Below are 15,490 nucleotides of genomic sequence, written 5' to 3' on the forward strand. Positions count from 1 at the left end.
TAAAATTTGACTTACATCTTAGTTATTTATGAATTTTAATTTTTTAATGATAGAGATTAATGACAAATTTTGGATTTTTTCCTTATAATAAAGCCATTTTTAAGATAATTTTAAGGCGGAAATATGTCAAAAATAATGAAAACTATGGACGGAAACGAGGCCGCAGCTTACGCGTCATACGCATTTACCGAAGTAGCTGGAATTTACCCTATCACTCCTAGCTCGCCTATGGCTGACTACACTGACCTTTGGGCAGCGCAGGGTAAGAAAAATTTATTTGGTATGCCAGTAAAAGTGGTCGAAATGCAAAGCGAAGGTGGCGCAGCTGGCACGGTGCATGGCTCGCTACAAGTCGGCGCGCTAACTACGACCTACACAGCTTCTCAAGGCCTACTTTTAAAAATTCCAAATATGTATAAAATAGCAGGCCAGCTCCTCCCTGGCGTCATCCACGTCTCGGCTCGCTCGATAGCAGCGCAGGCACTTTCAATATTTGGCGACCACCAAGACATCTATGCCTGTCGTCAAACTGGCTTTGCTATGCTAGCAAGTGGCTCGGTGCAAGAGGTGATGGATATCGCTGGCGTGGCGCACTTGGCGGCGATAAAAGGCAGAGTGCCGTTTTTACACTTCTTTGACGGCTTTAGAACGAGCCATGAAATTCAAAAAGTCGAGGTGCTTGACTACGCGCACTTTGATAGACTTCTTGATAGAGAAGCGCTACAGAAATTTAGAGACAATGCACTAAATCCAGAGAACCCAAAAACTCGTGGCACAGCGCAAAATGACGATATATATTTTCAAACAAGAGAGCTAAGCAACCGCTTTTATGACGCAGTGCCAGATATCGTAGCAGAGTATCTAGCTGAAATTTCAAAGATCACTGGCAGAGACTACAAGCCGTTTAACTATTACGGCGATCCGGAAGCGACACGTGTCATCGTAGCCATGGGCTCAGTGACGCAGACCCTTGAAGAGGTCGTGGATTATCTAAACGCAAAAGGCGAAAAGGTGGGCATTATCAAGGTGCATTTATACCGCCCGTTTAGCACGAAGTATCTATTTGACGTGATGCCAAAGAGCGTGAAAAAAATAGCCGTCCTTGACCGCACAAAAGAGCCTGGCAGCCTTGGCGAGCCGTTATATCTTGATATAAAAGCTGCATTTTACGGCCAAAAGGACGCCCCGATCATAGTTGGCGGCAGATACGGCCTAAGCTCAAAGGACGTCGATCCTGCGCAGATGCTAGCTGTATTTGAAAATTTAAACCAAAACGAGCCAAAAGATGGCTTTACGGTGGGCATCGTCGATGACGTCACTTTTACCTCGCTACCGACTGGAGAGAAAATTTCACTAAGCGACGAGAGCGTTAAAGAGTGCTTATTTTATGGCCTTGGCGCTGACGGCACCGTGGGCGCAAACAAAAACTCGATAAAGATCATCGGCGACAAAACCGACCTTTACGCGCAGGCATATTTTGCCTACGATAGTAAAAAATCAGGGGGCTACACACGCTCGCACCTTCGCTTTGGCAAAAAGCCGATCCGCTCGACCTATCTCGTCTCAAACCCGCACTTTGTAGCCTGCTCGGTCGCAGCATATCTTGAAATTTACGACGTAATTGACGGCATAAGAGAAAACGGCACATTTTTACTAAACTCTATCTGGGACGCAGAGCAGACCATTGCGAAGCTGCCAAATAAAGTTAAGAAAATTTTAGCTAGCAAAAATATAAATTTCTACATTATAAACGCAACAAAGCTGGCACACGACATCGGCCTTAAAAACCGCACAAATACCATTATGCAGTCGGCATTTTTCAAGCTTGCCAACATCATACCATTTGAAGATGCGCAAAAATACATGAAAGAGTACGCTCACAAAGCCTACGCTAAAAAGGGCGAAGCGATCGTGCAGATGAACTACAACGCTATCGATGTTGGCGCAAATGGGCTCATAAAAGTGCCGGTTGGTCCTGAGTGGGCAAATTTAGAAGATGTTGAGCAAAAAGAGGAAAAATACATCGGCAATAGCTTCATCGAAAACGTTGTAAAACCGATAAATGCAGCCAGAGGCGATAGCCTACCAGTATCAGCCTTCATAGGCTACGAGGATGGCCACTTCGAAGCTGGCACGACAGCTTACGAGAAGCGTGGCGTTGGCGTCATGGTGCCAAAATGGATCGAGCAAAACTGCATCCAGTGCAACCAGTGCGCATTTGTCTGCCCACACGCTGTAATCAGGCCATTTTTGATAGATGAAAACGAGCTTAGTGCAGCCCCACAAGGCGTAAAAGAGCACAACCTAGAGGCCAAAGGCAAAGAGCTCAAGGGACTAAAATACAAGATCCAAGTAAGCCCGCTAGACTGCACAGGCTGCGAGCTATGCGCTCAAAACTGCCCAAGCAAGGAAAAATCGCTCGTCATGGTGCCGCTTGAAGAAGAGCTAGGCAAAAACGAGCAAGAAAATGCTGATTATCTATTTAAAAAGGTCGCTTATAAAGACGATCTCATGAACAAAGAGAGCGTTAAGGGCGTTGGCTTTGCTAAGCCGCTTTTTGAATTCCACGGCGCTTGCCCAGGATGTGGCGAAACTCCGTATATCACGCTTATTACAAGGCTTTTTGGCGAGCGCATGATCGTGGCAAACGCGACTGGTTGTAGCTCGATATATGGCGGCTCAGCTCCATCTACTCCATACACCACAAATGACGAAGGCAAGGGCGTTGCGTGGGCAAATTCGCTATTTGAAGATAACGCCGAGTTTGGCATGGGTATGAACGTAGCGATCGAGACTATGCGCCACCGCATCGAAGATATCATGAGAAACAACATAGATAGCGCGCCAAACGCACTTTCAGCGCTTTACAACGACTGGATAAATTTCAAAAATGATGGCGTTAAAACGCAAGAGATCACGAAAAATTTATTGCCTATCTTAGAGCAAAATTTAAGCGCGCCAGGTGTGAAAGAAATTTTAGAGCTTAAGAAATTCCTAGTCAAAAAGTCGCAATGGATCATCGGCGGCGACGGCTGGGCGTATGACATCGGTTTTGGCGGACTTGACCACGTGTTAGCAAGCGGCGAGAACGTAAATGTGCTAGTGCTTGACACCGAAGTTTATTCAAACACTGGCGGTCAAAGCTCAAAATCAAGCCGCGCTGGCTCGATAGCACAATTTACAGCTAGCGGCAAGCCAGCTCAGAAAAAGGACCTTGGCTACATCGCTATGACTTACGGCAATATTTTTGTAGCGCAGATCAACTCAAACGCGAGCCAAGCAAACGTGATAAAAGCGATCGCAGCGGCCGAAGCCTATGATGGCCCAAGTCTCATCATCGCCTACTCTCCGTGCATAGCTCACGGTATCAAAGGCGGCTTGTCGCAGTCTGGTGGCCAAGGCGAGCTAGCGACCAAATGCGGATACTGGCCGACATATCTATATGACCCGCGCCTTTTAAAAGAGGGACAAAATCCGCTTAAAATCACCTCAAAAGAGCCAGACTGGTCGCTTTATGAAGAGTTTTTACTAAACGAAGTTCGCTATAACTCGCTTAAGAAGACCAACCCTGAGCACGCAGACGAGCTACTAGCTAAAAACAAAGCCGACGCGCAAAGACGCTACCGCCAGCTAAAACGCCTTAGCCTAGCAGACTTTAGCGACGAGATAGAGAGCAGCGAAGCTGCGCAAAGCGCTGAATAAATTTAAATTTCTCTTGCCAAATTTAAGCGGCAAGAGAAAATTTCTTTAAATTTAAAAAGTGAAATATGAGCCAAACGCACCCTTTTAAGCCAATCTTTGACAAAAACTCTAAAATTTTAATCCTAGGCTCATTTCCCTCCGTCATATCTCGTAAATTTGGCTTTTACTATACAAATCCGCAAAACCGCTTTTGGCGGGTGTTGGCTGGGGTCTTAAACACTGCCGTGCCAGAAAGCAAGGATGAAAAGATAAAATTTCTACTCTCTCACCACATCGCGATATATGACGCGGCGATATCGTGCGAGATAGAGGGCTCAAGCGACGCTAAGATGAGCAAGATCGTGCCTGCAAATTTAAAGCCAATTTTTAAAGAGGCAAATATCAGGCAAGTTTATGCAAACGGCGGCAAGGCTTATAAAATTTGCGAAAAATACTTGAATGATGAAATTTTAAACGCAACCGGCAAAGAGCCAGTCAAACTACCATCAACCAGCCCTGCAAATGCTAAATTTAGCCTTGAAAAGCTCGTGTTCGAATGGAAAGTAGTAGCCAAAGCAGTAATAGAAAGTTAAATTTAGTTAATTTGCTTGTCTATTATTGCAAATGCTAAAATATAAAACAAAGCCTCACTTTCTGGCCAATTTCATAAACTCCAATTTTTTCTCTTGAAAAAATTCACATATTTAATAGTGCTTAAGGCAAGATATTTATAAAGTCTGAATCTATAATCATAAATTTTCTATCATACTGCTTATATTTTTAAGATATCGCCCCCCTACCCCACCTCTAGCTTAACCTCTTTGCTATCTAGTCCAACTCTTTGCTTTACTTCGTTAAATTTTTGGATAAATCTGTTTTTATTCTCACTATCTATCAAATTTATTCCGCTTTTTATAGATGATGCTCTTTGTATATTGCTATCTATTGCATAAATTTTACATGGCTCTATATATGATCTATCTTTACCATCTATGCTTTGGTAGCATGTCTCACTTAGCTTATCATCTTCATATATATCTATATCCCCGCTATTTAAATTTGAGTTTATATAATAAACCCCCTTGGGCATATGCTCTACTTTCTCATCTTTGCTCTCTTTACCAAAGATATCATCAGATAAGCTTGTATCAAAGCACATAGTAGCATCAGTATGCCCAAACTCATATATGCAAAGCTTACCGTTAGAGTATTTTAAATAGATAGGTGCTTTTATATCTACCCTAATATGTGTCTTTCCAAAATTAGTATTAAACGCAGGTGATTTTAGATAGGCAAAAAACATTATGATATGGTTGCCATGATTTAGCTTCTTTAGTAGCTCTTTATCTTTTATATCATCTTTTGGGCTAAAGGTGATCTTTTTGCCTTTAAATTTCTCTTCGCTTAAATTTATCGCCCCTGCTACCTTGCCTACCACCTCACTATTATATTTATCCTCTCTTATCACCTTATATGCCCAGTTTACCTCTTTGTAGTCATCATCTCCCTTGTTTGGTAGATAAACAGCTTCTAAATTTAAAGTATCCTTTATGCTTAGATTTGTAGCGTTAGTGTTCTCTGAGGCATTTAGCCTGATCTCAGTTATATTTTTTTGATAAGCGACTGTAGATACTTTGATATCAAACTCAGCACCTCCATCTTTTTTATCTTTACTAGCCAAAGTAACAACAGCAGTATCTTCTTTGGCATGTATCTCGGCAGTGTCATACTCTTTGCTTAGATCAAATGTGGCTATGATAAATTTTGAAGTCTTTTTAAAGCCTGTAGAGTTTTTATCTAAATTTATATTTATTCTAAATTTAGCCGTATATGAGTTTTTAGAGCTACTATTGCTATCTGCATCTTTATCATCATTTTTCTTTAGGTAGTAAGATGGATAGACCCTTTTATCTTCACCATTATGAAGATATACCTCTTTTATATCGCTGCTTTTACCCTCTTCATCTTTTATGATCAGATCACTCACTACTAGGTTGAAATTTCCTTCATTTTTTGTAGAGATACTATCAGTAGCGTCTGGTAGCCTTAGCTTTATATCAAACATGCTTGAAGCCTTGTCGCTTCTTATGCTATAGCTGTTTTCTTTAGCAAAATTTAAGAGGTTAAAGTTCATTTTTTCAAAGAAGTTAAGAGTTATTACATTGCCACTATTAAAGGCATATCTATCATCTTGTGATATAAAAATTCCATTAGCGTTTTTGTAGATGATAGTCTCACCATTTGTAGAGGGCTTTATAAAGCTTATCTCTTCATCTCTTGAGTTTTTATTGGGCTCTCTTACATCTTGCTTATAGTTCATAAGTACTATCTCACTCTCATTGCTATTCCCATCTGGGTTTAAATTTGAGCAATCAAGCGATGTATTATCTGCTAAGACGATAGTAAAGGTTGTATTTTTTGGTTGGATAGGCATTACAGGAAGGGCTGAGGCTGTTGGATATATAAGCAAGATATCTCTCTTAGCTTCAGGCTTAAACTCACCATTTTCTGCTCTTATCTTTAAAAGCTTATTTATCCTTGAGATATTATGGCTATTATCATCTTTTGTGGTGATCACATAGATATCTTCTAGCTTAAAGCTCTTTTGGGTGACATTTTTTAAAAGAGCATTTATCTTATCTGCAAAAAATTGCAAGATAGTGTTGTATTTTCTGTAGTGTGTGTTGAAATCAGCATTTCCCCTTGAGTAGCCAGCTATAGTTCTATTGCCTTTAAATTCCTTAGTGGTCTCATAAGCTATAGCGTTTTGTAGATAAGTTATAGATGGTTCATCTTTCTCTTTTATCTTTGCTACGTTTAAAAGAGAAAATAGATCCAAACACTCTTCAAAGGATATTGCGTTTATGCTTATGTTAGTTAGGGCATTATTATTAAGCGCTTCATTATTTTCATTACTTTCAAAAAGTCCAAATTCATTCGACTCTATAAATCTGCGTTTAGCTATGCCTATATTATTATCACCATTACTCTTATATCTTATCTCATACCAAGCTCCAAAGCGGTTTTTAGCTCTCAAGTGAGCTTTTAGACCGTCTCCTACAAGGCTTGGATTATTATATGTCATGCTCATTAGAGCTATATATTCGCTGCTACCTATGCTATTTTCATCTATCTTGCTCTCTTGCAGGCTTATAGAGGTATAGGCTAGTTTTTTATTTAGACCATCTCTAAATATTTCAACAACCTCTGGCAATATATCGCCGATTTGTTTATCATCTAAATTAAATTCTCCAAATTTAGCACTCTTTCCATCTTCTGTCTTTATGCTATCAAGATACTCTGATACCTTAGATCTTAGATTTTCATTAGTTTTTACCTCTACTCCATTGATAGTATTAAGTAGTCCAGTAAATTCTTTTTCATCCATCTTGGGCTCAGAATATTTCTTATCGCAAACTTTTTGTAATATATCTTTTAAGGTTACATTAAAACCGCAACCTATAGTAGCTATCTTATTAGTATCGTAATATAGTTCATATATAAAATCTTCAGCATCTTTTAATGTATCTCTTAGTTTATTTTTAAAATTGCTAGCATTTCTCTCATTTATTGGCATTAAAACTCCTTAAACTGGTTAAGATACTCTCTTATAAGCTTAGTATCATTTCTATCTTTAAATCTGCTTTGGATAGGCATTCTACATATAAGCTTATTACCATGTCCTCCTGCAAAAACTCTAAAGAAAAATTTATCAGCTATAATAAGAGAAGGCGTAGTGGAATAATTATTTGTGTCAACATAATCTCCAAATTTGTCCTTAACGTCTACTCCTAAACTTGAAGCATATAGTATCCTAACCATTCCATCTGAAAGTATATTTGCGTCATAGCTTTTATCAATACCATATATTGCACTACTAAAACCATATGTATCATTTTTTATAACTTTTTTATAGACTTCTGTTGGAAAATTTTCATCCTTTTCATAGTCTAAGCCTCTTTTTTTAAACTCTTCCTTGGTATCTTCTACCTCTTTAAATTTAGGGTTTTTACTATCTATCGTAGAGTATCCATATAAAAAATCATCAAATCTCATACTAGACCTTGTGCAATAAGGCTTATATGTTTTACTTCTTAGATCATATATCTCTTTCTCTTCTCCGCCTATGCCTACGCACATGATAAAGCTTCCAACTGGAGCAAAATCAAGCTTTGTGTAGTAATAGTTCTTAGTGGTATTTAACTCTCTTTTCGCAATGTCTTTACCAAGAGCATTAATTAGAAATTTCTCATAAAACTCTTTATCTTCTCCATAAGGTGGATTATCTTTATTTACAGGCTTTGGAGAGTCCATCCAGAATTTTTGAGTAAAGTAGTTATAGCATAGATCATTTGTGCTATTTTTATCATTTATTGAAAAACCTGTTTTTACGTCATAATCTGATATTATAATACTTAGCCTATTGTCGTAGCTACTAAAAACACAACTTCTAAATTCTTTCTTGTCCTTTTTACTACTGCATGCATCTCTATCCTTAGTCCATTTTATCTGACTTTGTTTTAGCTTTTCTAAATATGGCTTTATCTCCTCTTTAGCCTCTTCATTCATATAAGCAAGGTCATATTTGCCCATCATTAGATCATAGGCTTTTTGCATATCTCTATCTAGTGTAGAGAGAACTTCGTCAGAACATACTAGTTTTTCTACTCTTGTTTTAGCTTTAGAACAATCAAAGCTAGGCTGGATACGATCGTTTGAGTAAAGATGTGAAGTAAATAACAACAAAGATATAACTATAATTTTTTTCATTAAAACTCCTTAAACTGGTTAAGATACTCTCTTATAAGCTTAGTATCATTTCTATCCTTAAATCTGCTTTGGATAGGCATTCTGCAAACTAAACGATTTCCACTACCTTCCGCAGCATAAACCCTAAAGAAAAATTTATCAGCTACCATAAAAGTTAGCACATTAGGAAAATTACTTGAATCTATATATTCTCCAAATTTATCTTTTCTCTCTTTTCCATGTAAATTTGAAGCATATAGTATTCTTACCATTCCATCTGAAAGTATATTTGCATCATAGCTTTTATCGGTAGCATATATTCTATTACTAAAGCCACCTATATCATTTTTTATTGTCTTTTTATAGACTTCTGTTGCAAAATCAGCATAATTTTCCTTTACAAAATAGTCTAATCCTCTCTTTTTAAACTCCTCCTTGGTCTCTTCTACCTCTTTAAATTTAAGTCCAGACTCTGGTTTTTTCCCAGGTCTTATATACTCACCATCCAAAAAATCACTAAACTGCAAACTAGACTGTCTGCAATAAGGCTTATATGTTTTACTTCTTAGATCATATATATCTTTTTCTTCTCCGCCTATGCCTACGCACATGATAAAGCTTCCAACTGGAGCAAAGTCAAGCTTTGTGTAGTAGTAGTTCTTGGTGGTGTTTAGCTCTCTTTTTGCAACATCTTCATCAAGAGCATCGATTAGAAATTTCTCATAAAACTCTTTATCTTCTCCATAAGGTGGATTATCTTTATTTACGGGCTTTGGGGAGTCCATCCAGAATTTTTGAGTAAAGTAGTTATAGCATAGATCATTTGTGCTATTTTTATCATTTATTGAAAAACCTGTTCTCCAATCGTATCTTGGTACTATAGATTGTATTCTATTAACATATCTACTAAAGACACAGCTATTAAATTCTTTTTCATCTTTTTTTGTATTGCAATACCTATCTCTATACTTAACCCAGTCGATCTGACTTTGTTTAAGCTTTTCTAAATATGGTTTTATCTCCTCTTTAGCCTCTTCATTCATATAAGGGATGTCATATTTGCCCATCATTAGATCATATGCTTTTTGCATATCTCTATCTACTCTTGATATATCTTCATCAGAGCATACCAACTTTTCTACTCTCGTTTTAGCTTTAGAACAATCAAAGCTAGGCTGGATACGATCGTTTGAGTAGAGGTTTGATGTGATTAGTATTGTAGATATAAAAATAAGTTTTAAATTTTTCATTAGAGTTCCTTTTTGTGATAATAAAGTCTTGTTATTGTATCTCTTATGGGATTTATTAATCATAATTTAAAAGCGTATTTTAACGCAAATCATCTACTATTTCGTATTTGCCCCTACATTTTTTATAATTCGTTTAAATGGCTTAGCTCCAGCTTGTATCTAACTTTCCATGCAAACAAGGATTTGTTGAGTCCGTCCTATAAATTTAAATTCTATCTTTCTAAATATTTATGGCTACTTATGGTCTATAGCCACATACTGCGCCATCTTTTTCATGGTCTTGACATATATATTCTTTTTCAGCGCAAGCTGTAAAAACAAATGCCAACAAAGTAAACATGATTAATTTTTTTATTTCCATTTTATCTCCTTTGATTTTGTATTAAACAATAACCCATGCTGACGCATCTTTTGTCTATCCATATTGATTTTTATATTAGAAAAAATTTCTTCCGCATCTTGCCTAAATTGTCTTGTTATTTTATTTAACTTTTCTTTTTCTGAGAGGGTGCTTTTTTTAAATGCCTCACTTGATAAGTTAAAACTATACTCAGATCTTATACGAAGCACCTTTGGCACACCATTGGCACTATAAAAGCTACAATATGTCTCATACTCTTGTGTCTGAATTATGCCATCACCCTTGTTTTGATGATTATATTTTTTGTTTAGTTCTTTAGGAAAGCTTCTACATTTTATACCATCTATGATATTGACAAAAGCCCTATCATAATACTGTCCAAATGTTTCATTTTCATATTTTATATCTGGATTATTAGTATTTAGCTCAAAAGAATTTATATTTTCCAAATCAAGATACTTTTCTCCATCGAATGTATCTATCTTATCTATTTCAAGATAAAATATCTCAACTATCTCTCCGATGATACGGCGCTGCAACACTGTAAAATCATCATATTTGTCTAAACCCTCAAATAAAATACCTCTATTTATCGGCGCCTTTACTGAAAATGTTTTATTTGAGCTATAAAGTGTAGTATTTGCATCCATTTTTATATAGTCGCGATCATATATATCACTTTTATATGTATTATCAAAACTACATCCTGTTATGAAAGCTATTAAAAATGAAATTATTAGTATCTTCACCTTACTACACTCCTTTATGTATAGCCACTATTTTTATCAAATTCTTTGCATATAGTTTGCAGTTGTAATTTTATCTAAAACTGAACCCTATATGGTTTATCAAACAAAAGCCCTTCTTTTCTCATCTTCTCTCTATCCATGCCAAGCTTTATGGTAGAAAATATTGCTTGTATGTCTTGCCTAAACATATTGTGTATATCATTTAAGACTTCCTGCTCTGTTTTGTTGCTATCTGTAAAAGCTTTTGATTTGCGATTAAAGCTATATTCATATTGTAGTCTAACCATATTTGTTGGTTTTTTAATGTTTTTTGGCTGATAAAATGAACAATATGTATCATAGTATTGTGTATATGTCTTTTCACCATCTATTACATTTTGATAAATCTGTCTCAAATCCGCATGGACAAATGTCCTGCATTTAACTCCATCTATATAATCAAGATATGCTTTTTTATATATAGCACTAGTAGTAGTATTGTAAAAACTCTCTTTAGTTTTTGTCTCTTCTTCAAAAATTTTAAGATTTTTTGGATTGAGATATTTTGCAGATTCAAAAGTATGTCCAGGATAAGCCTCTGTCGAAATAATAAGCTTTGAAGCCATCATATTTTTTACAGCCCAAGTCAACGCCATGCCTTCCTCTACTTTATATACTCCATAAAAAACGCCTATATCCTTATGTATAGGCGCCATCAAAGAGAGCAATCCCTCTTTAGTAGATATTCTTTGATCTACACTCAAAATTTTAGATTCTTTATTGTCATCATCTACACTCGTAACAATACCGCATCCAGACAAAAATAAGATAATAAATAAACATTTCGTAAGTTGCGGTTTTAAAGTAGCAACCAATACATCAAACGGAGTGATTATAAATAATATAAAATTTCTAAATTTCATCTATTCTCTTTCACTTTACTATAACATCCTCTCGATCGCTATTGCTTTCCTATCTCTTTAGCTTTCGCTTTTTATTTCTAGGTTTTGACCTAAATAGCGGCTCGGTCTTTGGTTTTGGTCTTGTCTCGTAGTGTGTGTTATAGCATTTTAGTAGCTCTTGTCCGCACTTTTCACATGTGGTTTCACCTATATGATAAAATTTCATGCAGTCAGGGCACCACATGCCCTCTAGCCTTTGCACGATTGGCGGCTCTTTTCTAAAAGCCATCCAAAAGCTATATATACCCAAAAATAAAAAACTAAAAGCTGGCAAAAGATATAAATTGCCGGCATCATCAAATTTAAAAAACTTCTCACCTACTTTTACATTTTTATGTATTAACATAGATATACAGTCAAGCAAGCACATAAATCCTATAAAAGACCAGCCTATGCGTTTAAACATATTTTCTACTTTCTAGCATTATTTTTCAAATTTTCTTTACGCCTTTTTGATCGAGATATTCTAAAGAATTTTGGCTTTGCCCTGGTCGTGTTATTATAATTTTTTGATATTTCATTTACTTCCTTATAGATAGTCCGAACAAGAACCGCTCCAACTAGAAAAAGTGAAAAATTTGCTACATATCGCAAGGTCCCATAGTTATAATTAATATACAAAAAACAAAACACACAAAAAATAGCAGATACAAAAATAGAGGATATTATTGTGTTTTTATTAAAGTACTCAATAGATCCATGCTTAATAAAACAACACAGATCAGACACAATCATGCTCAAAAAAATGCTAAAAGAAGCTAACCCAACCACATCAAACAAAACCCAATATAATAGCGGCGACCCGCTATTTATTGTTATTTCAATTAAGGCATTTATGAAAATATCCCAAAATCTACCCAACCAAACTTCCTTTTTTCAACCAAACGGATCGGCAAATACAAACCTTAATCCACTTCCTATCTTGGCAATATCGCCTAAATTTTAAATGAATTTATATGGAATTTACAGAGCCAATGAAGGAGTGCTATATTTTAGATGCTTTTTTACCGTGCTTGTCGTTAAATTTAGTTAGTGGCTTGCCACAATCTGGACACCAAGAGGCATCTTTGCCGACTTTAATGGCTTTGTCACAGCTATTACACCATTTGTCTTCAAATTCTTTCTTGATATTTTTAAATTTAATAGACCTATACCCTATCCAAAAAAATAATATGGCGCCCATTAATGCCGCCACACCAGAAAGCAAGTAGAAATCCCCCATCAAAGAGTAGTCGGTACTATCATATGCTCTTGCTATTTTCTTGCTAGTAAAAATTTGAATAGCAGTTATCAAAAATCCAATAGATATAAAGAAATTACTCATTTTTCATTGCCTTTAAAAGCCAAATTTGTAGCCCTTAAACTACTTTTTTAGCTCCCTGTATATAAAAAACAAGCCAAACAGCACCATGACAGATCCCACTGGTATATTTAGACCATAAGGGATAACATCTCCTTTTGGCAGACCAAAAATATTTATCGGTGGGGCCGGATCCACTAGGATAGACAGCCCTCCAACAAAAATAACAAAACCTGCTAAATAGTTCATTTTACCTCCTTTAATCAGATTACCGTCATACCTTTTATTTTGGAGCATATATAAAATCTGTATAGAAAAATTTATCATCATCTAGAGACACGGTCAAGATCAAAGACCTGAGCCTATTAACTCTATCAGATATGCTGGGTCTCAAGGGACTGATTAGATAGTTGCTTTTCTTTTTAAAAGACCTCTCACATGTCTTTACCTTGAAAGGGCCAAAGTGATATAAAGGGGTATTCAATAGCCAAACTATACCCCTCATTATCCTAATCGGTAGCTCTTTTTTATGATATTTTTTATATATATCTATAAGGTCGCTCTCTAATAGCCAATACTTCTCATCACTCCACTCAAAATAATCCATAAGACCTGCAACAAATGAGTTCTCATCATAGCATTTTTCATATGCTAAATTTTTATAAAAATACTTCATAAGTCCTCCATGTAATCAAAATCAACACTTCTAATATCGCCATCATATATTCCAAATATATAGCTACTTATCACCTCCAGTCTCTCTTTTGGGTCAAATTCCAATGATAGATATGGCCTTTTGATAGACTTTTTCTCAAATATAAGCTCTTGAGTACTATACATAATCAAAACATCCAATATAGACACTATCCCTGCAAACAGTTCTCTTGGAATTTTTACTTCACATTTGTATGTATCATAAATTTCAAGCAGATCTTTTTCTAGTCGCCAATATTTATCATCATACCATATGCCGTTAAGAACTATTTGTCCTATAAATGAATCCTTATCAAAATACTTACTTGTTTTTACATTTTTATAAAAATTTTCAAATTTCATCAATCGCCTGCTCCATTTATGTTTTTTAAAAATTTGATTTTCCAAATTTTAAAATATTTATGTTATTAGTTCACAACAAATTTAGGCAAACCCCTTAAATAAAGACCAAATTTTATAGCCATTCTTTTTATTATCTCTTCGCTTTCATCTTTGCAATAAACCATATAATAATCGCTCAAAGATGCGATATAGATCAAATTTCAGAAAAATATATACGATATGCAAACTGCACACCAAAAGCATCTCTAAAACTAAGCATTGTAAAAGATCAACACCTTTTACTTTTTTATACTAGTAGATATTGTCCTTAGTGTAAGATGTGAGCTTTTGCTGAATTTAGAGCTTTCTAAGTAGTCACTAAAACCAAAGTTAACTTTGCATTGTCTTACAAATGTCGCTTATTTTGTTAAAGTAAAAATTTGTCATAGGATTTTTGTTTCCCAGTAATTTTTTGCTAATCTTATAGGCCTTTTTATAATTTTTTATTGCTAATTTATACTCATCTGCTACTTCACAAATAGCTGCAATATTTGCATAACACTTTGCCACGCTAGTACTGCTATCCCCACATATCTTTAAATAAATTTCAAGTGCTTTACCATTAAGCTCAAAAGCTTTTATATAATCTTCTTTTTTCAAAAAAGCGACACCCAGATTATAATATGATGCTGCTGTGTCTTGGTGGATTTCTCCTAAGATTTTAATTCTTATTGTAAGAGATTTTTGAAAATTTTTTATAGAATTTTCAAAATCCTTTTTTAGCAAGAACACATTTCCTATATCATTATAAAATTTTGCTACTTCGACATTATTTATTCCAAATAACCTTTTAGAAATTTGTAATCCCTTTTTGTAAAATTTGATAGCTGAGTTATATCTACATTCTTCCGTGTATATATTTGCTATTTTTAAGTAAGTAGATAAACTTTTTTCATCAGATAAAAAATTCACTATTTCTTTTAGTAAATTTAGTCTTTCGGTTATATTTTTATTTAATCTCATAAATATATCCTATTTTAATTTTTGGTTTAAAAGTTTTTGTAGCTCTTTTTTATCTACATTATGCTTTCCAGTTTTATCTGCACTATCGAGGCTATTTTCCTTTTATTTTTCCAGATATTATTAGAATATTTTTTATTTTGCACTGTCCGTATTGTGAATTAAAATTCCAAATTTAGCTTTTTTAGAAAAAAATTTATTTCCTGCTAAATTTGGACCAATACAAATATTGTCATTTTTCAATTCCATTGCCTGTGCTTTAATTAAGTCAGATAAAAACATTAAACTTTTTGTATCTCCTTGTATAAAAAAGACATCATCTTCTAGCCAAGTATTTATTTTTATTTTTTCTTTTGAATATTGCTCACATATATTATCTGTTTTCATTTGATGTCTCCTTAGAT

At 35.2% G+C, this 15,490-nt stretch carries 15 protein-coding genes; 2 read left to right on the forward strand and 13 right to left on the reverse strand.

The features are described from left to right. The first annotated feature begins 123 nt into the window (after nt 1–123). Complete coding sequence (gene nifJ, locus B9N65_RS04595; RefSeq protein ID WP_087582981.1) at nt 124–3,702, forward strand: pyruvate:ferredoxin (flavodoxin) oxidoreductase; 3,579 nt, start codon at nt 124–126, stop codon at nt 3,700–3,702. 65 nt (nt 3,703–3,767) lie between these two features. Beyond that, nucleotides 3,768–4,274: a DNA-deoxyinosine glycosylase gene (locus B9N65_RS04600; protein WP_087582982.1), complete on the forward strand. Its 507-nt coding sequence runs from the start codon at nt 3,768–3,770 to the stop codon at nt 4,272–4,274. Nucleotides 4,275–4,477: 203 nt separating this feature from the next. On the opposite strand, the gene B9N65_RS04605 is transcribed toward B9N65_RS04600, so the two are convergent. The 13 genes from B9N65_RS04605 to B9N65_RS04665 form a co-directional block, all read right to left on the reverse strand. After that, on the reverse strand, nt 4,478–7,258 hold the full coding sequence (locus tag B9N65_RS04605; protein WP_087582983.1) for a hypothetical protein: 2,781 nt from the start codon (nt 7,256–7,258) through the stop codon (nt 4,478–4,480). Beyond that, nucleotides 7,258–8,451 carry a lysozyme inhibitor LprI family protein gene (locus B9N65_RS04610; protein WP_087582984.1) on the reverse strand — a complete coding sequence of 398 codons (1,194 nt, stop codon included), beginning with the start codon at nt 8,449–8,451 and terminating at the stop codon, nt 7,258–7,260. The genes B9N65_RS04605 and B9N65_RS04610 overlap by 1 nt, the downstream gene beginning before the upstream one ends. Next, a complete protein-coding gene (locus B9N65_RS04615) occupies nt 8,451–9,680 on the reverse strand; it encodes a lysozyme inhibitor LprI family protein (protein ID WP_087582985.1) in 1,230 nt (409 codons plus the stop codon). Before B9N65_RS04615 ends, B9N65_RS04610 begins: the two co-directional genes overlap by 1 nt. A gap of 238 nt (nt 9,681–9,918) precedes the next feature. Next, nucleotides 9,919–10,041, reverse strand: coding sequence for a hypothetical protein (locus B9N65_RS11245; RefSeq protein WP_257640029.1), 123 nt, complete (start codon nt 10,039–10,041; stop codon nt 9,919–9,921). Continuing rightward, the gene (locus B9N65_RS04620) at nt 10,032–10,790 is read right to left on the reverse strand and encodes a hypothetical protein (protein WP_087582986.1); all 759 of its coding nucleotides are present in this window, start codon (nt 10,788–10,790) and stop codon (nt 10,032–10,034) included. The genes B9N65_RS11245 and B9N65_RS04620 overlap by 10 nt, the downstream gene beginning before the upstream one ends. A gap of 74 nt (nt 10,791–10,864) precedes the next feature. After that, the gene (locus B9N65_RS04625; protein ID WP_087582987.1) at nt 10,865–11,692 is read right to left on the reverse strand and encodes a hypothetical protein; all 828 of its coding nucleotides are present in this window, start codon (nt 11,690–11,692) and stop codon (nt 10,865–10,867) included. A gap of 49 nt (nt 11,693–11,741) precedes the next feature. Next, on the reverse strand, nt 11,742–12,137 hold the full coding sequence (locus B9N65_RS04630; protein WP_141083835.1) for a hypothetical protein: 396 nt from the start codon (nt 12,135–12,137) through the stop codon (nt 11,742–11,744). A gap of 579 nt (nt 12,138–12,716) precedes the next feature. Then, nucleotides 12,717–13,055, reverse strand: a complete 339-nt coding sequence (locus B9N65_RS04640) for a DUF2614 family zinc ribbon-containing protein (protein ID WP_087582990.1) — start codon at nt 13,053–13,055, stop codon at nt 12,717–12,719. A gap of 39 nt (nt 13,056–13,094) precedes the next feature. Then, nucleotides 13,095–13,280 (reverse strand): hypothetical protein, encoded by a 186-nt coding sequence (locus tag B9N65_RS04645; protein WP_087582991.1) that lies wholly within the window; start codon nt 13,278–13,280, stop codon nt 13,095–13,097. 34 nt (nt 13,281–13,314) lie between these two features. Then, nucleotides 13,315–13,707, reverse strand: a complete 393-nt coding sequence (locus B9N65_RS04650; protein ID WP_051267842.1) for an Imm41 family immunity protein — start codon at nt 13,705–13,707, stop codon at nt 13,315–13,317. Then, nucleotides 13,704–14,087, reverse strand: coding sequence for an Imm41 family immunity protein (locus B9N65_RS04655; protein WP_087582992.1), 384 nt, complete (start codon nt 14,085–14,087; stop codon nt 13,704–13,706). The genes B9N65_RS04650 and B9N65_RS04655 overlap by 4 nt, the downstream gene beginning before the upstream one ends. A 369-nt stretch (nt 14,088–14,456) precedes the next feature. Then, nucleotides 14,457–15,089 (reverse strand): tetratricopeptide repeat protein, encoded by a 633-nt coding sequence (locus B9N65_RS04660; protein ID WP_087582993.1) that lies wholly within the window; start codon nt 15,087–15,089, stop codon nt 14,457–14,459. Nucleotides 15,090–15,221: 132 nt separating this feature from the next. Next, nucleotides 15,222–15,473, reverse strand: a complete 252-nt coding sequence (locus B9N65_RS04665; protein ID WP_087582994.1) for a hypothetical protein — start codon at nt 15,471–15,473, stop codon at nt 15,222–15,224. Nucleotides 15,474–15,490 lie beyond the last annotated feature (17 nt).

The sequence above is a fragment of the Campylobacter concisus genome (genome assembly GCF_002165815.1).
Classification (GTDB): Bacteria; Campylobacterota; Campylobacteria; order Campylobacterales; family Campylobacteraceae; genus Campylobacter_A; species Campylobacter_A concisus_BH.

Excerpts from the sequence above, each read along its gene's own strand:
- nifJ (WP_087582981.1), top strand. The coding sequence starts at position 124 with ATGTCAAAAATAATGAAAACTATGGACGGAAACGAGGCCGCAGCTTAC.
- B9N65_RS04600 (WP_087582982.1), top strand. The coding sequence starts at position 3,768 with ATGAGCCAAACGCACCCTTTTAAGCCAATCTTTGACAAAAACTCTAAA.
- B9N65_RS04605 (WP_087582983.1), bottom strand. The coding sequence starts at position 7,258 with ATGCCAATAAATGAGAGAAATGCTAGCAATTTTAAAAATAAACTAAGA.
- B9N65_RS04610 (WP_087582984.1), bottom strand. The coding sequence starts at position 8,451 with ATGAAAAAAATTATAGTTATATCTTTGTTGTTATTTACTTCACATCTT.
- B9N65_RS04615 (WP_087582985.1), bottom strand. The coding sequence starts at position 9,680 with ATGAAAAATTTAAAACTTATTTTTATATCTACAATACTAATCACATCA.
- B9N65_RS11245 (WP_257640029.1), bottom strand. The coding sequence starts at position 10,041 with ATGGAAATAAAAAAATTAATCATGTTTACTTTGTTGGCATTTGTTTTT.
- B9N65_RS04625 (WP_087582987.1), bottom strand. The coding sequence starts at position 11,692 with ATGAAATTTAGAAATTTTATATTATTTATAATCACTCCGTTTGATGTA.
- B9N65_RS04630 (WP_141083835.1), bottom strand. The coding sequence starts at position 12,137 with ATGTTTAAACGCATAGGCTGGTCTTTTATAGGATTTATGTGCTTGCTT.
- B9N65_RS04640 (WP_087582990.1), bottom strand. The coding sequence starts at position 13,055 with ATGAGTAATTTCTTTATATCTATTGGATTTTTGATAACTGCTATTCAA.
- B9N65_RS04645 (WP_087582991.1), bottom strand. The coding sequence starts at position 13,280 with ATGAACTATTTAGCAGGTTTTGTTATTTTTGTTGGAGGGCTGTCTATC.
- B9N65_RS04650 (WP_051267842.1), bottom strand. The coding sequence starts at position 13,707 with ATGAAGTATTTTTATAAAAATTTAGCATATGAAAAATGCTATGATGAG.
- B9N65_RS04655 (WP_087582992.1), bottom strand. The coding sequence starts at position 14,087 with ATGAAATTTGAAAATTTTTATAAAAATGTAAAAACAAGTAAGTATTTT.
- B9N65_RS04660 (WP_087582993.1), bottom strand. The coding sequence starts at position 15,089 with ATGAGATTAAATAAAAATATAACCGAAAGACTAAATTTACTAAAAGAA.
- B9N65_RS04665 (WP_087582994.1), bottom strand. The coding sequence starts at position 15,473 with ATGAAAACAGATAATATATGTGAGCAATATTCAAAAGAAAAAATAAAA.